The following is a 23,836-nucleotide window of genomic DNA, read 5'->3' as shown; positions in this document are numbered from 1 at the left end:
ACAAAACAATCAGGGGTTACAGAGTCAGGAAGCCGTCGTAGAGACCGTAGGCCGCCACCAGGGCACCCACGACCACTGCGGCGAAAATCAGCTTCTCGACGTTAGTGAAAACCGGTTGTTTGAGTTCCAGCTTGGCCTTGGCGAACAGGATCGCGCCGGGGGCATAGAGCAGGGCTGAGAGCAGCAGGTACTTGATCCCGCCGGCGTACAGCAGCCAGACCGCATAGATCAGCGCGATGCCGCCGATGATCAGATCCTTGCGCCGCTCGGCCGCGAAGCCTTCGTAGCTTTCGCCGCGCACCGCCAGCAGCAGGGCATAGGCCGCCGACCACAGGTACGGCACCAGAATCATCGAAGTGGCGAGGTAGATCAGCGACAGGTAAGTACTGGCCGAGAACAGCGTGATGATCAGGAAAATCTGCACCATCGCGTTGGTCAGCCACAGCGCGTTGACCGGTACGTGGTTGGCGTTTTCCTTGCGCAGGAACTCCGGCATGGTGTGGTCTTTGGCAGCGGCGAACATGATCTCCGCACACAGCAGCACCCACGACAGCAGCGCCCCCAGCAGCGAGATGATCAGACCGACGCTGATCAGCACCGCGCCCCAGTGACCGACCACATGCTCGAGTACGGCGGCCATCGACGGGTTCTGCAGTTTCGCCAGTTCCGGTTGGGTCATGATGCCCAGCGACAGCACGTTCACCAGCACCAGAAACAGCAGCACGGTAATGAAGCCGATCACGGTGGCCTTACCCACGTCGGAGCGTTTTTCGGCGCGGGCGGAGAAGATGCTCGCGCCCTCGATACCGATGAACACCCACACGGTGACCAGCATCATGTTGCGCACCTGGTTCATCACACTGCCCAGATCCGGATTTTTGATGCCCCAGATGTCGGCGGTGAAGATGTCCAGTTTGAAGGCGAACACCGCAATCAGTACGAACAGCAGCAGCGGTACGACCTTGGCGACCGTGGTCACCAGGTTGATGAACGCCGCTTCCTTGATCCCGCGCAGCACCAGAAAGTGCACGGCCCACAGCAGCACCGAGGCGCCAATCACCGCAGCAACGGTGTTGCCCTCACCGAAAACCGGAAAGAAATAGCCGAGAGTGCTGAACAGCAGAACGAAGTAACCGACGTTACCCAGCCAGGCGCTGATCCAGTAACCCCAAGCGGACGAGAAACCCATGTAATCGCCAAATCCGGCCTTGGCGTAGGCGTAGACACCACCGTCCAGGTCAGGTTTGCGATTGGCGAGGGTTTGAAAGACAAAAGCGAGGGTGAGCATGCCGACAGCGGTGATGGCCCAACCGATAAGTACCGCACCGACGTCGGCGCTGGCGGCCATGTTTTGAGGCAAGGAGAATATCCCGCCACCGATCATTGAACCGACTACCAATGCAACCAGTGCACCTAGTCGTAGTTTTCCGGGAGCTTCAGACATTTGCATGACTCCATTGCAGGAGAGAAGAGATCACAGCGTAGTTCTGTTGTCTGTTCAAACAGCTGACGTAGATCAGTGCATGGTCACATTCCATTGTTAATGAATGACTTAGGCTTCGGCTGAAGGCATAAAGCTCCTGCCCGCAAGGCCCGTCCTAGAGGCGTTGTGGCTACATCTTTGGGAATGGCTATTATTACTTTCGAATTATCACGCTAGTTCTTTTTCAGCTTTTGGCAAATTTTCTGTCTCTGTTTTCAGTACAGAATTGAATTATCGGGATCAGCGCACAAAACCGACTTAGCGTGCTAGGGCGTTAGCGTCATCGGCTATATATAAATGGGCGTTAATTGGCGTTACTTGATAAACGTCATCTACCTTTATCCGTTTAGTTAATCGTCTTTAAAACCAAATTCTCACCACACATTCAAAGGGAAACTGAAATGTCGCAACCGACGCAAAAGCTGCGATTAGGCGCGTTGATCGCCCTGGTGGTGGGTTCGATGATTGGCGGGGGGATTTTCTCGCTGCCGCAGAACATGGCGGCGCGCGCCGATGCCGGGGCGATTCTGATCGGTTGGGGGATTACCGCGATCGGCATGCTGACTCTGGCGTTCGTCTTTCAGACCCTGGCCAATCGCAAGCCGGAACTGGACTCGGGCGTCTATTCCTACGCCAAGGCCGGGTTTGGCGACTACATGGGTTTCTCGTCCGCCTGGGGTTACTGGATCAGTGCGTGGCTGGGCAACGTCGGTTATTTCGTGCTGCTGTTCAGCACCCTCGGCTATTTCTTTCCGGTGTTTGGCCAAGGCAATACGCCGATCGCTATTGGCTGCGCGTCGGTGCTGCTGTGGGCCGTGCATTTTTTGGTGATGCGCGGGATCAAGGAGGCGGCGCTGATCAATCAACTTACCACGGTGGCCAAAGTCGTACCGCTAATCATGTTCATCGTTATCGCGGCGGTGGCGTTCAAGGCTGACATTTTTACCCGCGACATCTGGGGCACCAGCAACCCGAATTTCGGCGGGGTAATGGATCAGGTGCGCAACATGATGCTGGTCACCGTGTTCGTGTTCATCGGCATCGAAGGTGCCAGTGTGTACTCGGCGCGGGCGGAGAAACGCAGCGACGTCGGCCGCGCCACGGTGATCGGTTTTATCGGCGTGCTGGCGCTGCTGGTGCTGGTCAACGTGCTGTCGCTGGGGATCATGAGCCAGCCGGAATTGGCCAATCTGCAGAACCCGTCGCTGGCGGCGGTGCTCGAGCACATCGTCGGGCCGTGGGGTGCGTTGCTGATCAGCATTGGCCTGGCGATTTCACTGCTCGGTGCGTTGTTGTCGTGGGCGCTGCTGTGTGCGGAGATTCTCTTCGCCACGGCGAAGGACAAGACCATGCCGGCGTTTCTGAAAAAGGAAAACAAGAATCACGTCCCGGTCAATGCGTTGTGGCTGACCAACGTGATGATCCAGATCTTCCTGTTGATCACGCTGTTTTCGGCGGGCACTTACACCAGTCTGATTTATCTGGCGTCGTCGATGATTCTGGTGCCGTACTTGTGGTCGGCGGCGTACGCGGTTCTGCTCAGCGGGCGTGGCGAAACCTACGAACATGCCTCGGCCGAGCGCACCAAGGATCTGCTGATCGGTGGCATTGCCCTCGGTTACGCGGTGTGGTTGTTGTATGCCGGTGGGGTGAAGTATTTGCTGCTGTCGGCGCTGTTGTATGCGCCAGGGGTGATTTTGTTTGCCAAGGCCAAGCGTGAGGCGGGCGAGCCGTTGTTCACTCATGTCGAGAAAGGCATTTTCACCTGCGTGATCATCGGCGCGGGGCTGGCGGCGTATGGGTTGTACAGCGGTGTGTTGTCGTTGTGAGGTTGGCGCTTGCGAATGCGCTGCCGTATGACTGGGACGCGATGCTGGGGTTTCTCGCGGCACGGGCGGTGGTCGGGATGGAGGTCGTGGTCGATGGTGTGTATTCACGCAGCATCGGTTTGAACGGGCTTCATGGCACGGTTTCAATTTGGCCTGAGGCAGGGAATGCCTTGGCCGTTGAGCTGGATTTTCCTGATCCGTTGGTGGTGCCCGAGATCGTTGTCAGGTTGCGGCGGATGTTTGATCTGGATGCGGATCTGGCGGTGATGCATGCGCATCTGGCGAATGATCCGTTGCTGGCGCGGTTGATTGCCGAGCGGCCGGGATTACGGATTCCCGGGGCGTGGGATGGCTTGGAGTTGGCGTTTCGCGCGGTGCTCGGGCAGCAGATTACCGTGGTTGCGGCGATTCGCCTGGCGGGGAAACTGGTGGCGCAATATGGCGCGCCGCTGGATTCGGGCGTGCCGGGGCTGACTCACGTGTTTCCCGAGGTGGGCGTGTTGGCGGCGGCAGATCTGGCAACGCTGGGCATGCCGAAAAGTCGCGGGCGGACGCTGTCGGGTGTGGCGCAGGCGTTGCTCGATGAGCCTTCATTGTTTGAACCTAATCGCGAGGGTGGCGTGGCGCGGTTGTTGGCGTTGCACGGGATTGGCGAGTGGACGGCGCAGTACATTGCGTTGCGGCAGTTGCGGGATATGGATGGGTTTCCGACCGGCGATGTCGGGTTGTTGCGGGCACTGGAAGTGCTGGAAGGCGAGCGGCCGACAGCGCGGGAATTGTCGTTACGTGCTGAGGCGTGGCGGCCGTATCGGGGGTACGCGGCGCAACTGTTGTGGACATCTTTGAGCCGGGCAGATTGATCATCATCGCTCGGCTTGAAATTGCAGCCCTCACCCCAGCCCTCTCCCGGAGGGAGAGGGGGCCGACCGAGGTGTCTTGCGCTGTCCATCGACCTGAAAGCCCGAGTCGATTATGGATTCAGCGCCAATCGTACAAGTCGGTGAGTCTCTTCAATATCCCCCAATCAGTTCCTCTCCCGGAGGGAGAGTGGGCCGACCGAGGTGTGTTGCGCTATACATCGACCTGCAAGACCGAGTCGATTATGGATTCAGCGGCAATCGTTCAAGTCGGTGAATCTCTCGAATATCCCCCAATCAGTCCCTTTTGCCTGAGGGATAGGGGGCCGACCGTGGTGTCTTGCGCTGCCCATCGAGTTGAAAGACCGAGTTGATCAGGGATTCACCGATATTCGTTCAAGTCGGTGAATCTCTCGAATATCCCCCAATCGGTCCCCTCTCCCTCTGGGAGAGGGTTAGGGTGAGGGGCTTTTAATTCCACCGTGGATGATGCGAACCCAGTTCTGTAGCCGGCAACGCCCACTGAATCGGTGTGCCGCTGATCTTCACCGGTACCTGCAAGCGATGCGCCGGGCCCCACGGGGTCTGTTCCAGAAATGAGCCCTGATCCCGCTCATCTTCCGCCCGCAATACCTCACTCGTACCCGGCCCAGATTCAATCAACAACTTCGCCGTCCGCGCCAGCGACAACCGCGCCGAGCCACCGCGACCCGTGTTCAAACGCTCGGTCAACAGGCGGAGCGCACTCGCCGCCAGCAAATACCCGGTCGCATGATCCAGCGCCTGCACCGGCAACGGCGTCGGTTTGTCTGCCTGCTGCCAGCGCTGCCCGGCCTCGGCGATGCCGCTGCTCATCTGCACCAGACTGTCGAAACCTCGACGGTTCTGCCACGGGCCGCTCCAGCCGTAGGCGTTGAGGCCGGCGTCGATCAGGCCCGGCGCGAGCTGGCGACGGCGCTCAACGCCGAAACCAAGATTCTCCAGCGCATCGGCGCGGTAACCGTGCAGCAGAATGTCAGCGTCTTTCAACAATCCTTCGAACACCGCACGATCAACCGGATCATGCAGGTTCAGCCGCGCGCAACGTTTGCCGAGGGTCATTTCCGGAACGACACCAGGCTCATTCCAGGTCGGGGAATCGATGCGCAACACGTTGGCGCCAAGGCCTGCGAGAAAACGGCTGGCGGAGGGGCCGGCGAGCACGCGTGTCAGATCCAGCACCTTGATTCCCGCCAACGGTTGCGCCACCGAGCCTTGCCACGCTGGGTTGTTCTCATCCGACGAATCCAGGAAATGCACCAACGGTTCGGCATTCACCGCCAGCCCCTGCGGATGCGTCTGCCACTGCGTCCAACTGCGCATCTCGGCCGCGCAGCCCTTGGCCTCGACCACCGCTTGCTCCAGATCCGTACTCGCCCATTGCGCGACTTTGGCAGCCATCGCTCCACGGTCGGCGCAGGCACCGAGCACTCGTTCAGCGGCGGCGCGGTGATGCGGGGCATTGGTGTGCAGACGGATCCAGCCGTCGCGGGTCTGATAGTCGCCAGCGACGGGATCCCACAGTGGCGGGACTTGCCAGCCGATGGGACGGATTGATGTGGCGAACCAGAACGAGGCCAATCGACGATCGACTTCAACGTCAGGTCGCTGACCGGTCTGCTGCCGGAGCAATTCGCTGACAGCCTGACCGGTCGTGGCGATGCTGGCGCAGGCCAGGTCGGTGACGGCGAATGCCGAAGGCAGGGCGCCCTGTGCGGTGAAGGGAATCGGCGTGTGCGGCAAGCCGAGTGCGGCTTGAATGGACGTGAGCAGATCAGTCATCGAAGGCCCTCCGGAAGAGAGGGCGATGATAGTGCAAAACAATCTCGAGTCAGATGAAAACGCCAGCGGGTGAACACTCACCACTGTGGGAGCGAGCTTGCTCGCGAAGAGGTCATCACATTCAACATCATCATTGAATGGCAGACCGCATTCGCGAGCAAGCTCGCTCCCACAGGGTTCAACGGTGTGGCTTAGACGCGGAACTGATCCATCAATTTCATCTGCTGACTGGCCAGGGCATTGAGCTGACTGCTGATCGCCGCCGACTCAGTGGCTTGTCCGGTCAGCGTCTCGGTGACGGTGCGAATCGCCGAGACATTGCGATTGACCTCTTCGGCCACCGCACTTTGCTGCTCGGCCGCACTGGCAATCTGCAGGTTCATGTCACTGATCACCGTCACCGCGTCGCTGATCTTGCCCAGTGCATCGACCGCCTGACGAATCTGCCCGGCGTTGTTGTGCGCCTGGGTCTGGCTCGAATGCATGGTCGCGACCACGCCACGCGTTCCCGTCTGAATGCGCTCGATCACGATGCGAATTTCTTCCACCGAATCCTGCGTACGTTTGGCCAGGTTGCGCACCTCGTCGGCAACCACCGCGAAACCACGACCGCTCTCACCGGCACGGGCCGCTTCGATCGCTGCGTTGAGGGCGAGCAGGTTGGTCTGTTCGGCGATGCTGCGGATCACTTCCAGCACCGAGCCGATCTGCTCGCTGTTGACTGCTAACGCTTCAACTTCGGTCACGGCTTTGCTGACTTCGTCGGCCAGTTGATTGATGTCGCGGGTGCTGCGCTCGATGATCGACATGCCATCCCTGGCCGACTGGTCGGCACCTTTCGCGGCATTGGCCGCGTTGGAGGCGCTGTTGGCGACGTCGTGGGCGGTGGCGCTCATTTCGTTTGACGCGGTGGCGACCTGGTCGATCTCGCGGAATTGCACCTGCATGCCTTCACTGGTCTGGCGGGCGATCTCCGAAGACTGGTCGGCGGTGCCGCGTGCTTCGGTGATGCTCTGTTTGATCTGTGCGATGGTCGGTTGCAGCTTGTCGAGGAAGCGGTTGAACCAGTTCACCAGTTCGCCCAGTTCATCTTTTTTGCTGTAGTTCAGCCGCTGAGTCAGATCGCCTTCGCCGCTGGCGATGTTCTTCAGCATTTCGGCGACGCTGTTGATCGGCCGGGTGACGCCGGACGCGGTCAGCCAGATAAGCAGCAGGCCAACCAGACCGGCGACCACGGCAACCAGCAGCGCAGTGATCACACCGGTTTCCTGAGCATTGTCGAGTACCGCTTGCAGCTTGACCGAGTCGGCCAGCAGCACTTGTTTCGGCAGGTCGATGACCACGCCCCAAGCGCGCGAGTTGCCAATCGGATCGACTGGGTAAACGGCGCGAATCAGGTCGCCCTGTTCAAGAATCTTCGGTGTGCCGGAGGTCAGCAGTTGCAGCACATCCTTGCCATCGGCGCCGAGGGTGTCGCTGATTTTCTTGCCGACCTTGGTCGCATCGGAACTGTCGGCGCCGAGCACGCCACTGCCAGAGACGATCAGCATATGCCCGGCGTTGTTGAACAGGTTGCGCTGGGAATCCACGGCCGCCGCTTGCAGGGCGTCGAGGGCGATGTCGACACCGACCACGCCGATGGCTTTGCCGTCGACAATCAACGGCACGGAAATGGTCGTCATGAGCATTTCCTTGCCACCGACAGTGTCGGCATAAGGATCGAGCAGGCAGGTGCGCTTGTTGTCGCGAGGGCAGGTGTACCAACTGTTGTAGGGCGTGCCACTGACGCTGAGGGTGGTTTTGGTCAGGTCTTCTTCGACCATGATGGTGTTCAGCGAGGCACCGGCGGCGCGACTCCAGTAAGTCGCGAAACGCCCGGCTTCGTTGGATTGGCGGGCGGCGTCGTTGACGAACTCGCTGTCCTTGCCGTCGAGGCCGTTGGGTTCAAAGGCGAGCCAGATGCCGAGCACTTTGTCGTTGCGCTCAAAAGCGGTTTTCAGGCTCAGGTTCAACTCTTCACGCAAGGCGCCGGCGTCCAGCGAACGCTTGGCGGCCATGACACGCATGTCCTTGATCTGATCCGCTACGGCAGTGATCACCGTCAGGCTTTCGCCGAAGGTTTTCTGCACCCGCACCGCTTGTTCGGCGGCTTTGGCTTGCAACAGATTCTGCACACTGGCGGTGAGCAACTGGTTACTGGAGTTGCTGACCAGTTCGTCGTTCTGATTGGTCTGGTAAATGTTCATGCCGACGATCAGCGCGACCACACCGAGCAGGCACAGGCCGGAGAGCAGGACGATTTTCAGGCGAATGGACAGAGCGTCGAACATGGGGCGATCTCGCGAATGAATAAACGGGTGGCATTCGGGCAGGAGCTACCCGGTTCGCCAAATCCATTCAGCGCCATTCAATGCTCATCGGCGCGGGAGCAGAGGGCATGAGTCGCGTGCCGACGAACGGTCAGCGCTAAACGTTTGCGCAGGGGAAAGTGCTGAAAAGGGGATTAATTACAGGGATGTTTCAGTGTGAAGACGGGTCAGTGCAGACCCGAATGGATTCCGGGCGCGACCAGATCCACAGATTGCCCAGGCTCATTCCGGCAATCGCCAGATAAACCGGCCAGCCGTGATCGAGCATCACCAGCATCAACGTGGCGCACAGCAACATGCTTACCGTGGCGCTGACCTTGGCCTTGCGCGCGATGATCTTGCCGTTGCGCCAGTTGCTGAGGATCGGCCCGAACAGCCGGTGGTTTTCCAGCCAGGCACTCAGGCGCGGCGAGCTGCGGGTTGCGGCCCGGGCGGCGAGAAGGATGAACTCGGTGGTCGGCAGGCCGGGCACGACGATGGCGATCAGGCCGATGCCGAGGCTGACGTAGGCCAAGAGGCCGAACAGCACGCGGGCGAGTTTCGAGGAGGCGGGTTGCGGCATGGGCTCGGGATTGCTGTGAGGCGAGATGGGGATTCTACAGACTTGCGCTGTTCCCATGTGGGAGCGAGCTTGCTCGCGAAAGCGGTAGGTCAGTCACATCAGTGTTGAATGTGCCGCCGTCTTCGCGAGCAAGCTCGCTCCCACAGGGTTTTGTGGTGTTTTGGGGATCAGGCCATTTCGGCTTCGGTGGCGTAAGCCTGTTCCAGCAACACGGTGAAGCGGTTGAACGCGTCGATCGCGCCTTGTTCGACTTCGGCTTCTTCTTCGGCAGTGAACTGCAGCGAGTCGAGGGTGCGCACAAAGCTCTTCCAGCCCTCGGCACGGCCACCTTCAGGCTCGCCGAGGTGACGGGCGCCAAAGGTTTCGCTCAGCTCCAGCGCCACGGCGCGTTTGATCAGGAGCGCCGCACCGAGCTTCGAACCTTCGGAGACAAAGAGCCAGCCCAGTGCGCGAGCCTTGCTCGGGTTTTTCACCGCGCCCGCCACCGGTGTCGGCACTTCAGTGTCGAGATCGGCGAGGTCAGCCTTGGCCGCTTCGGCGCGGCAACGGGCCGGCAGATCCGGGACGATGGCGGTCAGTTCGGCGTCGTTGTAGAGGTCGACCAGTTCCGATTGAAAGAGGTACTGCGCGACGACAAAACGGGCGAAGTTGGTGCGGGTCTCGAACGGCGCGTGTGCCTTCACCAATGCATCGAGTTTGCTGTGCGGTTCATTGGTGATCTGATTCAAGCGTTGCGAACGCAGGGCTTTTTCCGAAGTGGTCATGACATGTCCTTGATAAAAGAGGCGCTTGATAACGAGACGAACAAGGCGACGTGCAAGCGTAAAAAAACCTCACGGCGTGGTGCCTGAACACGCGCCGTGAGGTTCGCCGGATCAGATGTCCCAGATCAGATTGATCGCGAAGTTGCGGCCCGGTTGGGTCAGTCGATCAAGGTTGGCCGGCTGTGTCACCGAAGCTTCGCCGACGCTGTCGTAACCGCGCACGTCATCCCACAGCCAGTATTTCTTGTCGGTCAGGTTGTAGATGCCGCCGCTGACGGTGACGTCGTCGGTGACTTTGTAATACCCGGCCAGATCAAGAATGCCGAAGCCCGGGGTTTTGAACTGGCTGCTGACGCCATCCGGCGACTTGAAGTTGCTGTCGTCGACGCGATCCTTTTTCTTCACCACGGTCCAGCTCAGCAGGCCGCCGTAGTTGTCCTGGTCGTAACCCAGACCGAACACGCCGGTCAGCGGGTTGACGCTGTTGATCGGCTCGCCGTTGTCGTTGTTGCGACCGTAGGCGTAGGCAATCGAGCCTTGGGTGTAGAGGCCTTGCGGCGCGCCAAACGCATCCAGGTTCAGGCGACCTTTGACTTCCGCACCCTTGATGGTGGCGTGCTTGATGTTGGCCGACTGGAAGGTCAGCTCGTTGCGTCCCGGGGTCACAGCGTCTTCGTTGATGAAGTCGCGATACTTGTTATAGAACACCGCCACGTCGAACGAGCCGTGTTCGAAGTTGCCGCGCAGACCGGTTTCGTAGCTTTTGCTTTTTTCCGGTTCGAGGTCCGGGTTCGGCGCCACGCTGTAGCCGGTGGTAGTGTTTTCGAAGCGGCCGTACAGGGCTTTCGCGGTCGGGGTGCGGAAGCCTTCAGCGTACTGACCGTACCAGGTGTAGTTCTCGGTCAGGGCGTAGGTCAGGCCGAATTTCGGCGAGACTTTGTGCCAGGTTTTGTTCTCGTCGCTGACTGTGCCTTGGCCATCCGCTGCCACGGTGTTAAGGAACTCCTGGGTGATGTGCGGCTTGAGCTGGGTGTAGTCGTAGCGCAGGCCCGGCAGGAAGGTCCAGTTGTTCCAGCTGATCTGATCCTGAGCGAACACGCTGTAGGTGTTGATGGTCGGGTCCGGGAAGTCGGTGGCTTTGGCCAACACGTCAGCGGTGCTGGTCGCACCGATGGCGCTGCAGCCGCGACCGACGGCCAGGCAAGTGCCGTCACCGCTGCGCGAACCGGTGACCTTCTGTTGCTTGAGGGTGGTGCCGTAAGTCAGTACGTGATCGGTGTTTCCAATGGCGAACGCCTTGTCCAGTTGGGCATCGAAGACCCATTGTTTCTCTTCGTAAATGGTGTCGCGAGTACGCAGCACCTTACGGGTGATCGGGTAGTAGAACTCGGTGGTGCTCTGGTCGGTCTTGGCGATCTGGTGGTTGAGGCTCCACTTCACGTTGTCGACCAGCAGGCTGTCGAGGGCGAACGAGTGCTCGATGCCGAAACGCTCACGGGTGATGGTGTCGTTGCCGGTGCGCCACTGGTACATGCCGCCGGGCAGCACGCTGTCGGGGATGGTCGGGGCGCCGTTGAAGTACGGCCCGCCGTAAGCACTCTTCTGATCGGTGTCGCGATCATCCTTGTACTTTTCGTAGGTCAGGCCCAGACGCGAATCGTCGTTGTAGTTCCAGCCGATCTTGGCCAGCACGTTGTAGGCGTTGACGTCTTCCGGGTTGGCGGCGGTGCGTTCCAGACCGGTGCCGTTGTTGCTGCCGTAGGAATCGGTCTCGTGACCGTCGCGCTGGCTGTAGTGCAGCAAGCCGTCGAACTGGTCGGCACGGCCGGCGACGGTGGCGGACTTCAGCCAGCTGTCATCGGCGGAGCTGTAACCGGTTTTCAGGCGCGCACCGACGTCTTTGCCCGGCTTGATGATGTCGTCGGCATCAAGGGTGTAGTAGCTGACGGCGCCGCCGATGGCGTTGCTGCCGTACAGCACCGAGGCCGGGCCACGGAGAATTTCCACGCGTTTGACGATTTCCGGGTCAACGTAATTGCGCTGGGTCTTGGCGTACGGACCGTTGAAAAAACCATCCGGGACTTCGACGCCATCCACCTGAGTCAGGATGCGGTCGCCGTCGATGCCGCGAATGTTATAGCCGCTGATGCCGCCGCGGGTGCCGGCGCCGCCGACGGAAACACCCGGTTCGTAGCGGACCAGATCCTTGATGGTGTTGACGTTGTTGCGGTCCAGATCCTGACGGGTCTGCACGGTGACAGTGGCCGGCACGCTGTTGACCGACTGCTCCTGACGGGTGGCGCTGATGGTCACCTGATCCAGATTGAGCGTGCCGCTGGCGTTGCGCTTTTCCAGCACGACATTGTTGTTGCTGATTTTGCGGAAGCTCAGGTTGGTCCCCACCAACAGACGCTCGAGGGCTTTTTCCGGTGGCAGCGAGCCACGCACGCCCGGTGACGACACGCCCTGACCCAATTCTGCCGGCAAGCCAACCTGCCAACCGGTCACGGCGGTGAAGGCATTGAGCGCCGACACCAGCGGCTGCTGGCCGATGGCGAACGAGTAATCGCCCATGTTGCGCGACGGTTGTTCGGTCGCAGCCATCAGCGGCGCAGCACCGGCCATCAGGATGGCAGCGGTCAGCAGCGACAGCAGGCGGGAAGGGGAGGAGGTCTGGCGGGTAAGGCGTGAGGACATCGATAGCGCTCCGTGTCGCACGAATCTTTATAGGGGCTGATTGGCTTCGCGTGTTGCGAATCAATTGCATTGGCTATAACGAGACGTACTGACGTTGGCTATCGAGTAAAAATAATTCTCATTTAGTTCAGGATGACCAAGGCGGGGAATTCTTTCAGTTGCGCCGAGGTGATGTGCGCGAGGGAACGGACCACGTCGAGCGGCTGGTCGAGTCGGTAATTGCCGGTTACGGCGACGTCGGCCAACTGCTCGTTGGTGTTGATGATCCAGCCCGGATAGTAGCGGCGCAACTCGGCCAGCACCTGATTCAGCGGGCAGTTCTCGAACACCAGTCGGCCTTGGACCCGGGCCAGGTCCGTGTTGGCATCGAGTTTGGCCGGGCGGTCGAAACCGTTGGGGCCGATGCGGATGCTTTCGCCGGCAGTCAGACGCACGCGGGCGTCGTTGTGCGTGGCGCGCAAATCGACGTCGCCGCGCTGCACATTGACCTGCGCGACGCCATCGAGATAACGCACGGCGAACGCGGTATCGCGCACGCTGGCGGTGACCGGGCCGGCATCGATTTCCAGCGGTTGACTGCGGCCGCTGGCGATCTCGAAAAACGCTTCGCCCTGAAACAACCGGGCAACACGCTGTTGATCGTTGATGGTGCTGGAGAATGCCGAATTGGTATTGAGCAGGACTTTCGAGCCGTCCTCCAGTTGCAGACGCTGGCGCTCGCCAACCACCGTGAGGTGATCGGCCTGAAGGCGCATCGGCAAATTGCTGAAACTGAACAAACCGAGGATCAGCACGGCGGCAGTGGCCAGTGGTTTCCAGTGCGGACGCAGACGCTTGAGAAAAGTGACCTTCGCAGGTTTGGCCGCCAGGCTTTGCGCGCACTGTGCGACTTGCGGGCCATCCCAGATCGCCTGGGCCTTGGCGAACGCTTCGGCATTCAACGGATCGGCCGCCAGCCAGGCATGAAATTGCCGGGTCTGCTCCTCGTCCGGGCTGCCGAGCACGATGAGCCAGTCCAGAGCCTGGTCCATTGCGTTGGCAGCGTCCTGCACCGAATCCGGCGAAGGCGAGCGGTGGGTGTCCGTCACGGTGTTTCCTCGGCAGTGTCTGCGCACGGCTGTTTTTTTAAGTGAAGCGTAAAAGTCGGGCAAGGGTAACAAAGCCCGATGATCCGTGCAGTCGATCCTGGCACTTACAGAAAAGGCCTACGACCTCAGTCGCCATTCAGACGCTCGGCGACGCCGATGCAAATGCTCATGATCAGCTTCAGTTCCTTTTGCACGGTGCTGAGGGAAACGTTCAGTTCATCGGCGATTTCCTGATAACTGTTTCCGTGCAAACGGCTGAGGATGAAAATCTGTTGCTGGCGGGGGCTGAGTTGACTGAGGCTCACGTTCAGGCGCTCCAGCATCTGTTCGGCGTGGGCGGCGTCTTCGGCGCTGCTGGCAGGGGCGGCGACGCTGTGCACGACATCCTGCGGCACATCATCGACCATGGTTCGCGAATGGATCTTGCGCGCACGCAAGTGATCCAGCGCCAGATTGCGTGCGGTCTGGAAGACAAAAGGTTCGAGGTGATCGATGGCCCGCTCGCTCAACGCCCGCGTCACGCGCAGGTAGGTCTCCTGCAACAGGTCTTCAGCGGTGCTGTGATTGTTGACCATCCGTTCCAGCGTACGCAGCAGTGAAGTGCGCTGGGTGAGGAAGACGTGGTTGAAGCGCGATTGACTCACGGGAGGACCTGATCGATTTCAAGCGAATGATAATGCTTATCATCTAGTCGAATGGTCAAGTGTTGATTTCAAATTGAAATCGAAACCCTGTGGGAGCGAGCTTGCTCGCGAAGGCGTCGTGTCAGCCAATTCAACTAGCGACTGACCCACCGCTTTCGCGAGCAAGCTCGCTCCCACAGGGATAGGGGGATTACTTGAGATTACTCGGCGTTACACAACGCCAGGCAGTTATCCAGCATGCGGTTGGAGAAGCCCCACTCGTTGTCATACCAGGCCAGCACTTTCAGCAGTTTGCCGCTGGACTTGGTGTGGTTGGCGTCGAAGATCGACGACAGCGGATTGTGGTTGAAGTCGCTGGACACCAGCGGCAGGGTGTTGAAGCCGAGAATCTTCGAATGTTGGCTCGCAGCTTTCATCAGCGCGTTGACTTCCTCGGCGCTGGCTTCTTTTTTCAGCTGCACGGTCAGGTCCACCAGCGACACATTGATCACCGGCACGCGCACGGCCATGCCGGTCAGTTTGCCCGCCAGTTCTGGCAGCACCAGGCCCACTGCTTCAGCAGCGCCGGTCTTGCTCGGGATCATGTTCTGCGTGGCCGAGCGCGCGCGGTACGGGTCGGTGTGATAGACGTCAGTGAGGTTCTGATCGTTGGTGTAGGCGTGAATGGTGGTCATCAGACCGCTTTCGATCCCCAGCTCGCGGTGCAGCACTTGCGCCACTGGCGCCAGGCAGTTGGTGGTGCACGAAGCGTTGGAGATGATCTGGTGCGACTGGCGCAGAATGTCGTGGTTCACACCATATACAACCGTGGCGTCGGCACCTTTGGCCGGCGCCGAGATGATCACTTTGCGCGCGCCGGCAGTAATATGCGCGGCCGCTTTGGCGCGATCGGTAAAGAGACCGGTGCATTCGAACACCACATCAATCTTTTCCGCCGCCCATGGCAATTCGGCCGGGTTGCGAATCGCGCTGACCGCAATGCGGTCGCCGTTGACGGTCAGACTTTCGTTGTCATGCTCGACCTGAGCGTCGAACGTGCCGTGAACGGTGTCGTATTTGAGCAGATGAGCATTGATCGAGCTGTCGCCCAGATCATTGATGGCGACGATCTGCAGATCCTGTCGATAGCCTTGGGTATACAGTGCGCGCAGGACATTACGGCCGATGCGGCCAAAACCATTGATTGCGATTCGAAGAGTCATGGAACAGCGCCGCCGTCGTTTTGTTGTTGGAATTACAAGATTATTCGCATAAAAATAGAAAACAAGCCTTTTTAGTGGCAATATTTTGTTTTATCTACAACGAGTGACCTGAATCAACTGGTCCGAATGGTCAAAAAAGCCGTCTGTCATTCCAACAACAACGGCGTTTGATCAGCATAGACAATCAGGTCGCCACATCCGTTAGCCTGGAGTTCTACACATGCATCCCCGCGTCCTTGAGGTCACCGAACGGCTTATCGCCCGCAGCCGCGCCACGCGTCAGGCTTACCTTGCACTGATTCGCGGCGCCGCCACCGACGGGCCGATGCGCGGCAAGCTGCAATGCGCCAACTTCGCCCACGGCGTGGCCGGTTGCGGCAGCGAAGACAAGCACAGCCTGCGGATGATGAACTCGGCGAACATCGCCATTGTTTCTTCGTATAACGACATGCTCTCGGCGCACCAGCCGTACGAAGTGTTCCCGGAACAAATCAAGAATGCCCTGCGCGAAATCGGCTCGGTCGGCCAGTTCGCTGGCGGTACGCCGGCGATGTGCGACGGTGTGACCCAAGGCGAGCCGGGCATGGAACTGAGCCTGCCGAGTCGCGAAGTGATCGCCATGTCGACCGCCGTGGCGCTGTCGCACAACATGTTCGACGGCGCACTGATGCTCGGCATCTGCGACAAGATCGTGCCGGGCCTGATGATGGGGTCGCTGCGTTTCGGTCACCTGCCGACGATTTTCGTCCCGGGTGGGCCGATGGTCTCGGGGATTTCCAACAAGGAAAAAGCCGACGTGCGGCAGAAGTACGCCGAAGGCAAAGCCACCCGCGAAGAGCTGCTGGAATCGGAGATGAAGTCCTACCACAGCCCGAGTACCTGCACCTTCTACGGCACCGCCAACACCAACCAGTTGCTGATGGAAGTCATGGGCCTGCACTTGCCGGGCGCCTCTTTCGTCAACCCGAACACGCCGCTGCGTGATGCGCTGACCCGTGAAGCCGCGCACCAAGTGACGCGTCTGACCAAACAAAATGGCAACTTCATGCCGATCGGTGAAATCGTCGACGAGAAGTCGCTGGTCAACTCGATTGTTGCGCTGCACGCCACCGGCGGCTCGACCAACCACACCCTGCACATGCCGGCCATCGCCATGGCGGCGGGCATTCAACTGACCTGGCAGGACATGGCCGACCTCTCCGAAGTCGTGCCGACCCTGAGCCACGTTTACCCGAACGGCAAAGCCGACATCAATCACTTCCAGGCGGCTGGCGGCATGTCGTTCCTGATCCGCGAACTGCTCGGCGCCGGCCTGCTGCACGAAGACGTCAACACCGTGCTCGGCCACGGCTTGAGCCAGTACACCAAAGAGCCGTTCCTCGATAACGGCCAGTTGGTATGGCGCGAAGGCCCGACGGACAGCCTCGACGAAAACATCCTGCGTCCAGTGGCGCGTGCGTTCTCGGCGGAGGGTGGTCTGCGCGTAATGGAGGGCAACCTCGGTCGCGGTGTGATGAAGGTTTCTGCGGTCGCGTTGGAAAACCAGATCGTCGAAGCGCCAGCCATGGTGTTCCAGGATCAGCAGGACTTGGCCGATGCATTCAAGGCCGGTTTGCTGGAGAAGGATTTTGTCGCCGTGATGCGCTTCCAGGGCCCGCGTTCCAATGGCATGCCGGAACTGCACAAGATGACGCCGTTCCTCGGTGTGCTGCAGGATCGCGGCTTCAAAGTCGCGCTGGTGACCGACGGGCGGATGTCCGGTGCCTCGGGGAAAATCCCCGCAGCGATTCACGTCAGCCCGGAAGCTTATGTCGGTGGCGCTTTGGCGCGCGTGCAAGAGGGCGATATCATCCGCGTCGATGGCGTCAAAGGCACCTTGGAACTGAAGGTCGACGCCGCCGAATTTGCAGCGCGCGAACCCGCCAAAGGCCTGTTGGGCAACAACATCGGCAGCGGGCGCGAACTGTTTGGCTTCATGCGCATGGCCTTCAGCTCGGCGGAGCAGGGCGCCAGCGCCTTCACTTCTGCCCTGGAGACGCTTAATTGAAACTGGCTTTGGTCGGTGATATCGGAGGCACCAACGCGCGGTTTGCGTTGTGGAAAAACCAGCAACTGGAATCGGTTCAGGTGCTGGCCACGGCCGACCATGCCAGCCCGGAAGAGGCAATCAGCCTCTATCTGAGCGGGCTCGGTCTGGCGCCTGGTTCGATCGGTTCGGTGTGCTTGTCCGTGGCAGGTCCGGTCAGTGGTGATGAATTCAAATTCACCAACAATCACTGGCGCTTGAGTCGCACAGCGTTCTGCAAAACCTTGCAGGTCGAGCAGTTGTTGCTGGTGAACGACTTCTCGGCGATGGCGCTGGGCATGACCCGTTTGCAGCCCGGCGAATTCCGCGTGGTCTGCGAGGGCGCGCCGGAGCCGTTGCGCCCGGCGGTGGTGATCGGCCCGGGCACTGGCCTTGGCGTCGGCACCTTGCTCGATCTTGGCGAGGGCCGTTTCGCGGCGTTGCCGGGCGAGGGCGGGCATGTTGATCTGCCGTTGAGCAGCCCGCGTGAAACGCAGCTGTGGCAGCACATCCACAACGAAATCGGCCATGTCAGCGCGGAAACTGCGTTGAGCGGCGGCGGTTTGCCACGGGTTTACCGGGCGATCTGTGCGGTGGATGGGCACGAGCCAACGCTTGATACCCCGGAAGCGATCACGGCGGCCGGTCTTGCGGGTGATCCGATTGCCCTGGAAGTGCTGGAGCAGTTCTGCTGCTGGCTCGGCCGTGTGGCCGGCAACAACGTGCTGACTACCGGGGGCCGAGGTGGGGTTTACATCGTTGGTGGTGTCATTCCCCGGTTTGCCGATTTCTTCCTCGAAAGCGGTTTTGCCCGCAGCTTTGCTGACAAAGGCTGCATGAGCGATTACTTCAAAGGCATCCCGGTGTGGCTGGTGACAGCGCCGTATTCCGGACTGATGGGCGCGGGTGTGGCTCTGGAACAGGCAGGCTGAAGCGTGAGATCGTTCCCATGCTCCGCGTGGGAATGCAGCCCGTGACGCTCCGCGTCACTGGACGCGGAGCGTCCCCAGAGGCATTCCCACGCAGAGCGTGGGAACGATCAGCGTGGGAACGATCGGTTCATCAGGCATAATCCGCCCCAATTCCAACAACAAGGATGCCTTCGAAGTGAGCTCAGTCAACAAGTCGATATTGTTGGTCGATGACGACCAGGAAATACGCGAGTTGCTGGAAACCTACCTGACCCGCGCCGGGTTTCAGGTACGGGCCACCGCCGACGGTGCCAGTTTCCGTCAGGCCCTCAACGAGGCGCCGAGCGATCTGGTGATCCTCGATGTCATGCTGCCCGACGAAGACGGCTTCAGCCTGTGCCGTTGGGTGCGTCAGCATCCGCGTCAGGCGCAGGTGCCGATCATCATGCTCACCGCCAGTTCCGACGAAGCCGACCGCGTGATCGGTCTGGAACTTGGCGCCGACGACTACCTAGGCAAACCCTTCAGCCCCCGCGAACTGCAAGCGCGCATCAAGGCGTTGCTGCGGCGTGCGCAATTTGGACAGGAGCGCAGTGGCAGCGACGTGCTGGCCTTTGACGAGTGGCGGCTGGACATGGTCAGCCATCGCCTGTTTCACACCGATGGCGAAGAAGTAATTCTCTCCGGTGCCGACTTCGCCCTGCTGAAACTGTTCCTCGATCACCCGCAGGAAATCCTCGACCGCGACACCATCGGCAACGCCACCCGTGGTCGCGATTTGATGCCGCTCGATCGCATCGTCGACATGGCCGTCAGCCGTTTGCGCCAACGCCTGCGCGACACGGAAAAACCGCCACGGCTGATTCGTACCGTGCGCGGCAGTGGCTACCAACTGGCAGCCAACGTGGTTGCCGGCAATGGTCACTGAGTCGCTGCGCAAATTCGCCGCCAAAGTGCCGATGCCGCGCTCGCTGCTCGGGCGGATGTTGCTGCTGACGTTGCTCGCGGTGCTGTTCGCGCAGACCTTGTCGAGCGTGATCTGGGTCTCGCAACTGCGCGCTACGCAGCTCGAAGGCCTGGTCACCAGCGCCCGCAGCCTCGCCCATTCGATGACCGCCAGCGTCAGTTACTTCCGCTCGTTGCCGGTGGCTTATCGGCCGTTGGTGCTCGATCAATTGCGCAGCATGGGCGGCACGCGATTCGTGGTGACGCTCAACGACAAGCCACTGGGCATGGATGTGCTGCCGGTGACGCCGCGTAAAGCGGCGGTGATGAAAGCGGTCGACGAAGTGCTGCGTCAGACGCTCGGCAATGACACGGATATTTCGGTGACCTTTGTCAGCCCCGAAGATCTGCGGATTTTCAACGCCGGGCTGAAGCTTGATGAGCTGCCGCGCTCTTGGGCGCATTACGCGTTGACTCTGGAACCGGTGAACCCACCCGTGCTGGTCACGCAGATTCAAATGGCCCCGGGCGAATGGCTGTACATCGCCTCGCTGTTGCCGGAGCCGTACACCAGTCTTGAAGAGCAAGGCCTGCCCTCGCAGCAGGTGTGGTTCATCGTTCTCACCAGCGGATTCTTGCTGCTGTTCATCGGCCTGCTGGTGCATTGGCAGAGCCGGCCGCTCAAGCGTCTGGCGCGGGCGGCGCGGGATTTGTCGCTGGGTGCCGACGTCGAGCCAGTGGCCGAGGGCGGCGGCAGTGAAGTGGTGGAAGTGGGCCGCGCCTTCAACACCATGCGCGAGCGCATCAGCCGTTACCTGACCGAGCGCAGCCAGTTGTTCAGCGCGATCTCCCATGACCTGCGCACGCCGATTACCCGATTGCGCTTGCGCGTCGAATTGCTTGAAGACGAACAGCTGCAGGCCAAGTTCGGCCGTGATCTGGATGAGTTGGAACTGCTGGTCAAAGGCGCGCTGCAATGTGTGAAGGACACCGACATCCACGAGAACATCGAGCCGGTGGACTTGAACCACGTGCTCGACTGTCTGGTGGAGCCGTATCTGGCGCCGCACGGCAATGGCCGCGTGACGCAGCAGGGCAAGGCGCTGGCGGCTTATCCGGGCAAACCGCTGGCGTTGAAGCGCTGCATCGGTAACCTGATCGACAATGCGTTGAAGTACGGGCAAAACGCGCATTTGCACATCGACGACGATGAGCGCGCGTTTGTTCTGCACGTCGACGATGAAGGGCCGGGTGTTCCAGAGCAGCGGCTGGAGCAAGTGTTCGAACCGCACTTCCGTCTGGCGGGGCAGCAGCAGGGTTATGGCTTGGGGTTGGGCATCGCGCGCAATATTGCCCACAGCCATGGTGGGGAAGTGACGCTGCAGAATCTGCGTGAGGGTGGGTTGCGGGTGACCCTGCAATTGCCGCGTTCGGCGGATTGAGTCAAAGGCTTTCCCTCACCCTAGCCCTCTCCCAGGGGGAGAGGGGACCGATCGCGTTGTTCATTCGAATTGCGCCGACCTGATGCATTGAGTCGATTATGGATTCGGTACAGCTCTTTCAGGTCGGCGCAACTCTTCAGCATTCTGCGATCGGCCCCCTCTCCCTACGGGCGGTCCGACGTTTCGGGAGGGCTGGGGTGAGGGTCGCTCTTTGTCACCGCTCAGTGACAAACCCCGCCCCCTTCGTTACAAGACCTCCCCAGCCCGTTGTTTAGACTCCCCCGCAGTCATAACAACAAAAAAGGCCACCCATGGATCTCTTCCACCCAGGCTTCAGCAGTTGGCTGAACGCCCCTGCCCATCAGCAATGGCTCGCCGGCGAAGGCCTGCGCCTGCTGGATTTCGCCAAGGCATCGAAACTGCCTGAAGGCTTCGGCAACCTCGACGAACGCGGCCGTCTGCCAGCGAACGCACAAGCCGAAACCATGAACACCGCGCGCATGACCCACAGCTTCGCCATGGCCCACATTCAGGGTTTGCCGGGTTTTGCCGAACTAATCGATCACGGCATTGCTGCCTTGCGCGGGCCGTTGCGTGATGCCCTGCACGGTGGCTGGTTTGCGGTCGCCGAACACCGCGATGACAACACCGGCAAGAACGCCTATCTGCATGCCTTCGTTGCGCTTGCGGCCAGCTCTGCGGTGGTCGCACAACGTCCTGGCGCCCAGGCGTTGCTGGATGACGCCGTCGACATCATCGACACGTATTTCTGGAGCGAAGAAGAGGGCGCCATGCGCGAATTCTTCAATCGCGACTGGAGCGAAGAAGAAGCCTATCGCGGCGCCAACAGCAACATGCACGCGACCGAAGCGTTCCTTGCGCTGGCCGATGTCACTGAAGATCCGCGCTGGTTGATTCGCGCGCAACGCATCGTCGAACGCGTTATTCACGGGCACGCCGCCGCCAACGGTTACATGGTCATCGAGCACTTCGACCGCGACTGGCAGCCACTACGCGAATACAACCACGACAATCCCGCCGACGGCTTCCGCCCTTACGGCACCACGCCGGGCCACGGTTTCGAATGGGCGCGGCTGCTGCTGCACCTCGAAGCGGCGCGGGTGCAAGCCGGCATGCTCACGCCCGGTTGGCTCGCCACCGATGCGCAAAAACTGTTCGAGAACAATTGCCGCAACGGTTGGGATGTCGATGGTCTGCCGGGCATCGTCTACACCCTCGACTGGGACAACAAAGCCGTCGTTCGCCATCGCCTGCATTGGACGCACGCCGAGGCCAGTGCCGCTGCCAGCGCCTTGCTCAAACGCACCGGCGATGCGCAATACGAAACCTGGTACCGGCTGTTCTGGGAATTCTGCGAAGTGAATTTCATCGACCGTTGCAACGGTAGCTGGCATCACGAACTCAACCCGCAAAACCTGCCAAGTGCCGATATCTGGCCGGGCAAACCCGATCTGTATCACGCCTGGCAAGCCGTGCTGATCCCTCGTCTACCCTTGTCACCGAGTATGGCAACGGCTCTGGCGCAGTTGTCCCAGAGCGTTGTCATGTGACCAATCATGTAACTATGTAGTGACATTCGCGCGTCCCTTCGTTACCTGCGAAGGGAAACGTCCTGTTTAAACTCCTGTGCAGCGCAAGCACCAGACTTGCATGCATAACAACAAGAAAGGTACATCTCAGATGAATGCGATTTCTCGCCTCGCTACTGTCATTTCTGTCGCCTCCCTGTTCCCGCTCGCAATTCTGCCTCTCAGTGTTTCCGCTGCCGAATCCAAAGGTTCGGTCGAAGTCGTGCACTGGTGGACGTCCGGTGGCGAAAAAGCTGCCGTTGATGTGCTCAAGGCCCAAGTCGAAAAAGACGGTTTCACCTGGAAAGACGGCGCTGTCGCCGGTGGTGGCGGTGCAACGGCCATGACCGTGCTGAAAAGCCGCGCAGTCGCCGGCAACCCGCCTGGCGTTGCCCAGATCAAAGGCCCGGACATCCAGGAATGGGCGTCGACCGGTCTGCTCGACACTGACGTGTTGAAAGACGTCGCCAAGTCGGAAAAGTGGGACAGCCTGCTCGACAAGAAAGTCTCCGATACCGTGAAGTACGACGGTGATTACGTGGCCGTGCCGGTGAACATTCACCGTGTGAACTGGCTGTGGATCAACCCGGAAGTGTTCAAGAAAGCCGGGATCACCAAGAACCCGACCACCCTCGAAGAATTCTATGCCGCTGGCGACAAGCTGAAGGCTGCGGGCTTCATCCCGCTGGCCCACGGCGGTCAGCCTTGGCAGGACAGCACCGTGTTCGAAGCCGTGGTGCTTTCGGTCATGGGTGTCGATGGTTACAAGAAAGCCCTGGTTGATCTGGACAACGCCGCGCTGACCGGCCCGGAAATGGTCAAGGCACTGACCGAGCTGAAGAAAGTCGCGACCTACATGGACGCTGACGGCAAAGGTCAGGACTGGAACCTCGGAAGCGGCCAAGGTCATCAACGGCAAGGCCGGCATGCAGATCATGGGTGACTGGGCCAAGTCCGAATGGACCGCCGCCAAGAAAGTCGCCGGCAAGGATTACGAGTGCGTAGCCTTCCCGGGCACCGACAAGGCGTTCACCTACAACATCGACTCGCTGGCCGTGTTCAAGCAGAAGGACGCAGGCACTGCGGCCGGTCAGCAGGACATCGCCAAAGTCGTGCTGGGTGAAAACTTCCAGAAAGTCTTCAGCATCAACAAAGGCTCGATCCCGGTACGCAACGACATGTTGAACAACATGGACAAGCTCGGTTTCGACTCCTGCGCACAGACTGCTGCCAAAGACTTCCTGGCGGACGCCAAGTCCGGCGGCCTGCAGCCAAGCATGGCGCACAACATGGCGACCACGCTGGCGGTGCAAGGCGCGTTCTTTGATGTGGTGACCAACTACATCAACGACCCGAAAGCCGACCCGGCCGACACCGCCAAGAAACTGGGCGCAGCGATCAAGTCGTCCAAATAAGCGTCGGTAGCGCAGGCTTCTCCTGTGGGAGCGAGCCTGCTCGCGAAGGCGTCGTGTCAGTTGCTCCATCCGTCGACTGACACACCGTTTTCGCGAGCAGGCTCGCTCCCACAAGGGATCTCACTGTAGTTTTTATTCCCTGTACTGGATTTC

Annotated in this window: 15 protein-coding genes and 3 pseudogenes; 8 read left to right on the top strand and 10 right to left on the bottom strand. The window is 60.2% G+C overall.

Going from position 1 to position 23,836, the window contains the following annotated elements:
- Positions 1–16 precede the first annotated feature (16 nt).
- Positions 17–1,444, bottom strand: a complete 1,428-nt coding sequence (gene arcD, locus AB4O11_RS01675) for an arginine-ornithine antiporter (protein ID WP_460129946.1) — start codon at positions 1,442–1,444, stop codon at positions 17–19.
- A 440-nt stretch (positions 1,445–1,884) separates the two neighbouring features.
- On the opposite strand from arcD (AB4O11_RS01675), the gene arcD (AB4O11_RS01670) reads away from it, so the two are divergent.
- Both arcD (AB4O11_RS01670) and AB4O11_RS01665 read left to right on the top strand, forming a co-directional pair.
- The gene (arcD, locus tag AB4O11_RS01670; protein WP_460129944.1) at positions 1,885–3,312 is read left to right on the top strand and encodes an arginine-ornithine antiporter; all 1,428 of its coding nucleotides are present in this window, start codon (positions 1,885–1,887) and stop codon (positions 3,310–3,312) included.
- Positions 3,309–4,172: a DNA-3-methyladenine glycosylase family protein gene (locus AB4O11_RS01665; protein WP_460129942.1), complete on the top strand. Its 864-nt coding sequence runs from the start codon at positions 3,309–3,311 to the stop codon at positions 4,170–4,172. The genes arcD (AB4O11_RS01670) and AB4O11_RS01665 overlap by 4 nt, the downstream gene beginning before the upstream one ends.
- Positions 4,173–4,640: 468 nt before the next feature.
- Here the strand turns inward: AB4O11_RS01665 and AB4O11_RS01660 are convergent, their stop codons facing one another.
- From AB4O11_RS01660 to gap, 9 genes and pseudogenes are all read right to left on the bottom strand, one after another.
- The gene (locus AB4O11_RS01660; protein WP_460129940.1) at positions 4,641–5,990 is read right to left on the bottom strand and encodes a CoA transferase; all 1,350 of its coding nucleotides are present in this window, start codon (positions 5,988–5,990) and stop codon (positions 4,641–4,643) included.
- Positions 5,991–6,181: 191 nt separating this feature from the next.
- A pseudogene (locus tag AB4O11_RS01655) lies at positions 6,182–6,709 on the bottom strand (methyl-accepting chemotaxis protein); the annotation flags it as partial.
- Between the two features lie 378 nt (positions 6,710–7,087).
- Positions 7,088–8,047: pseudogene (locus AB4O11_RS01650) on the bottom strand (methyl-accepting chemotaxis protein); the annotation flags it as partial.
- A 463-nt stretch (positions 8,048–8,510) separates the two neighbouring features.
- Positions 8,511–8,921 (bottom strand): YbaN family protein, encoded by a 411-nt coding sequence (locus tag AB4O11_RS01645; RefSeq protein ID WP_460129938.1) that lies wholly within the window; start codon positions 8,919–8,921, stop codon positions 8,511–8,513.
- Positions 8,922–9,088: 167 nt separating this feature from the next.
- Positions 9,089–9,685, bottom strand: a complete 597-nt coding sequence (locus AB4O11_RS01640; RefSeq protein ID WP_460129936.1) for a biliverdin-producing heme oxygenase — start codon at positions 9,683–9,685, stop codon at positions 9,089–9,091.
- A 111-nt stretch (positions 9,686–9,796) separates the two neighbouring features.
- Positions 9,797–12,382: a TonB-dependent receptor gene (locus AB4O11_RS01635; protein WP_460129934.1), complete on the bottom strand. Its 2,586-nt coding sequence runs from the start codon at positions 12,380–12,382 to the stop codon at positions 9,797–9,799.
- A 122-nt stretch (positions 12,383–12,504) separates the two neighbouring features.
- Positions 12,505–13,470, bottom strand: coding sequence for a FecR family protein (locus tag AB4O11_RS01630; protein ID WP_460129932.1), 966 nt, complete (start codon positions 13,468–13,470; stop codon positions 12,505–12,507).
- 125 nt (positions 13,471–13,595) lie between these two features.
- Positions 13,596–14,114, bottom strand: a complete 519-nt coding sequence (locus tag AB4O11_RS01625; protein WP_093430467.1) for an RNA polymerase sigma factor — start codon at positions 14,112–14,114, stop codon at positions 13,596–13,598.
- A gap of 200 nt (positions 14,115–14,314) precedes the next feature.
- Positions 14,315–15,316, bottom strand: a complete 1,002-nt coding sequence (gap, locus tag AB4O11_RS01620; RefSeq protein ID WP_034153396.1) for a type I glyceraldehyde-3-phosphate dehydrogenase — start codon at positions 15,314–15,316, stop codon at positions 14,315–14,317.
- Positions 15,317–15,536: 220 nt separating this feature from the next.
- On the opposite strand from gap, the gene edd reads away from it, so the two are divergent.
- The 6 genes and pseudogenes from edd (at position 15,537) to AB4O11_RS01590 (ending at position 23,683) form a co-directional block, all read left to right on the top strand.
- The gene (gene edd / locus AB4O11_RS01615; RefSeq protein ID WP_460129930.1) at positions 15,537–17,363 is read left to right on the top strand and encodes a phosphogluconate dehydratase; all 1,827 of its coding nucleotides are present in this window, start codon (positions 15,537–15,539) and stop codon (positions 17,361–17,363) included.
- Positions 17,360–18,313: a glucokinase gene (locus AB4O11_RS01610; RefSeq protein ID WP_460129928.1), complete on the top strand. Its 954-nt coding sequence runs from the start codon at positions 17,360–17,362 to the stop codon at positions 18,311–18,313. The genes edd and AB4O11_RS01610 overlap by 4 nt, the downstream gene beginning before the upstream one ends.
- A 175-nt stretch (positions 18,314–18,488) precedes the next feature.
- On the top strand, positions 18,489–19,220 hold the full coding sequence (locus tag AB4O11_RS01605) for a response regulator (protein WP_003227460.1): 732 nt from the start codon (positions 18,489–18,491) through the stop codon (positions 19,218–19,220).
- Positions 19,210–20,679, top strand: coding sequence for an ATP-binding protein (locus AB4O11_RS01600; protein ID WP_099756994.1), 1,470 nt, complete (start codon positions 19,210–19,212; stop codon positions 20,677–20,679). Before AB4O11_RS01605 ends, AB4O11_RS01600 begins: the two co-directional genes overlap by 11 nt.
- 311 nt (positions 20,680–20,990) lie before the next feature.
- The gene (locus AB4O11_RS01595; RefSeq protein ID WP_460129926.1) at positions 20,991–22,250 is read left to right on the top strand and encodes a D-mannose isomerase; all 1,260 of its coding nucleotides are present in this window, start codon (positions 20,991–20,993) and stop codon (positions 22,248–22,250) included.
- 130 nt (positions 22,251–22,380) lie between these two features.
- A pseudogene (locus AB4O11_RS01590) lies at positions 22,381–23,683 on the top strand (ABC transporter substrate-binding protein).
- Positions 23,684–23,836: the final 153 nt, after the last annotated feature.

This window comes from Pseudomonas sp. H1_D05, from assembly GCF_054682705.1.
This window is presented reverse-complemented; position numbering and strand designations above follow the sequence as displayed.

Bases quoted from the DNA above. Each gene is read 5' to 3' on its own strand.
- arcD (WP_460129946.1), bottom strand. From the start codon at position 1,444: ATGTCTGAAGCTCCCGGAAAACTACGACTAGGTGCACTGGTTGCATTG.
- arcD (WP_460129944.1), top strand. From the start codon at position 1,885: ATGTCGCAACCGACGCAAAAGCTGCGATTAGGCGCGTTGATCGCCCTG.
- AB4O11_RS01660 (WP_460129940.1), bottom strand. From the start codon at position 5,990: ATGACTGATCTGCTCACGTCCATTCAAGCCGCACTCGGCTTGCCGCAC.
- AB4O11_RS01645 (WP_460129938.1), bottom strand. From the start codon at position 8,921: ATGCCGCAACCCGCCTCCTCGAAACTCGCCCGCGTGCTGTTCGGCCTC.
- AB4O11_RS01640 (WP_460129936.1), bottom strand. From the start codon at position 9,685: ATGACCACTTCGGAAAAAGCCCTGCGTTCGCAACGCTTGAATCAGATC.
- AB4O11_RS01635 (WP_460129934.1), bottom strand. From the start codon at position 12,382: ATGTCCTCACGCCTTACCCGCCAGACCTCCTCCCCTTCCCGCCTGCTG.
- gap (WP_034153396.1), bottom strand. From the start codon at position 15,316: ATGACTCTTCGAATCGCAATCAATGGTTTTGGCCGCATCGGCCGTAAT.
- edd (WP_460129930.1), top strand. From the start codon at position 15,537: ATGCATCCCCGCGTCCTTGAGGTCACCGAACGGCTTATCGCCCGCAGC.
- AB4O11_RS01600 (WP_099756994.1), top strand. From the start codon at position 19,210: ATGGTCACTGAGTCGCTGCGCAAATTCGCCGCCAAAGTGCCGATGCCG.
- AB4O11_RS01595 (WP_460129926.1), top strand. From the start codon at position 20,991: ATGGATCTCTTCCACCCAGGCTTCAGCAGTTGGCTGAACGCCCCTGCC.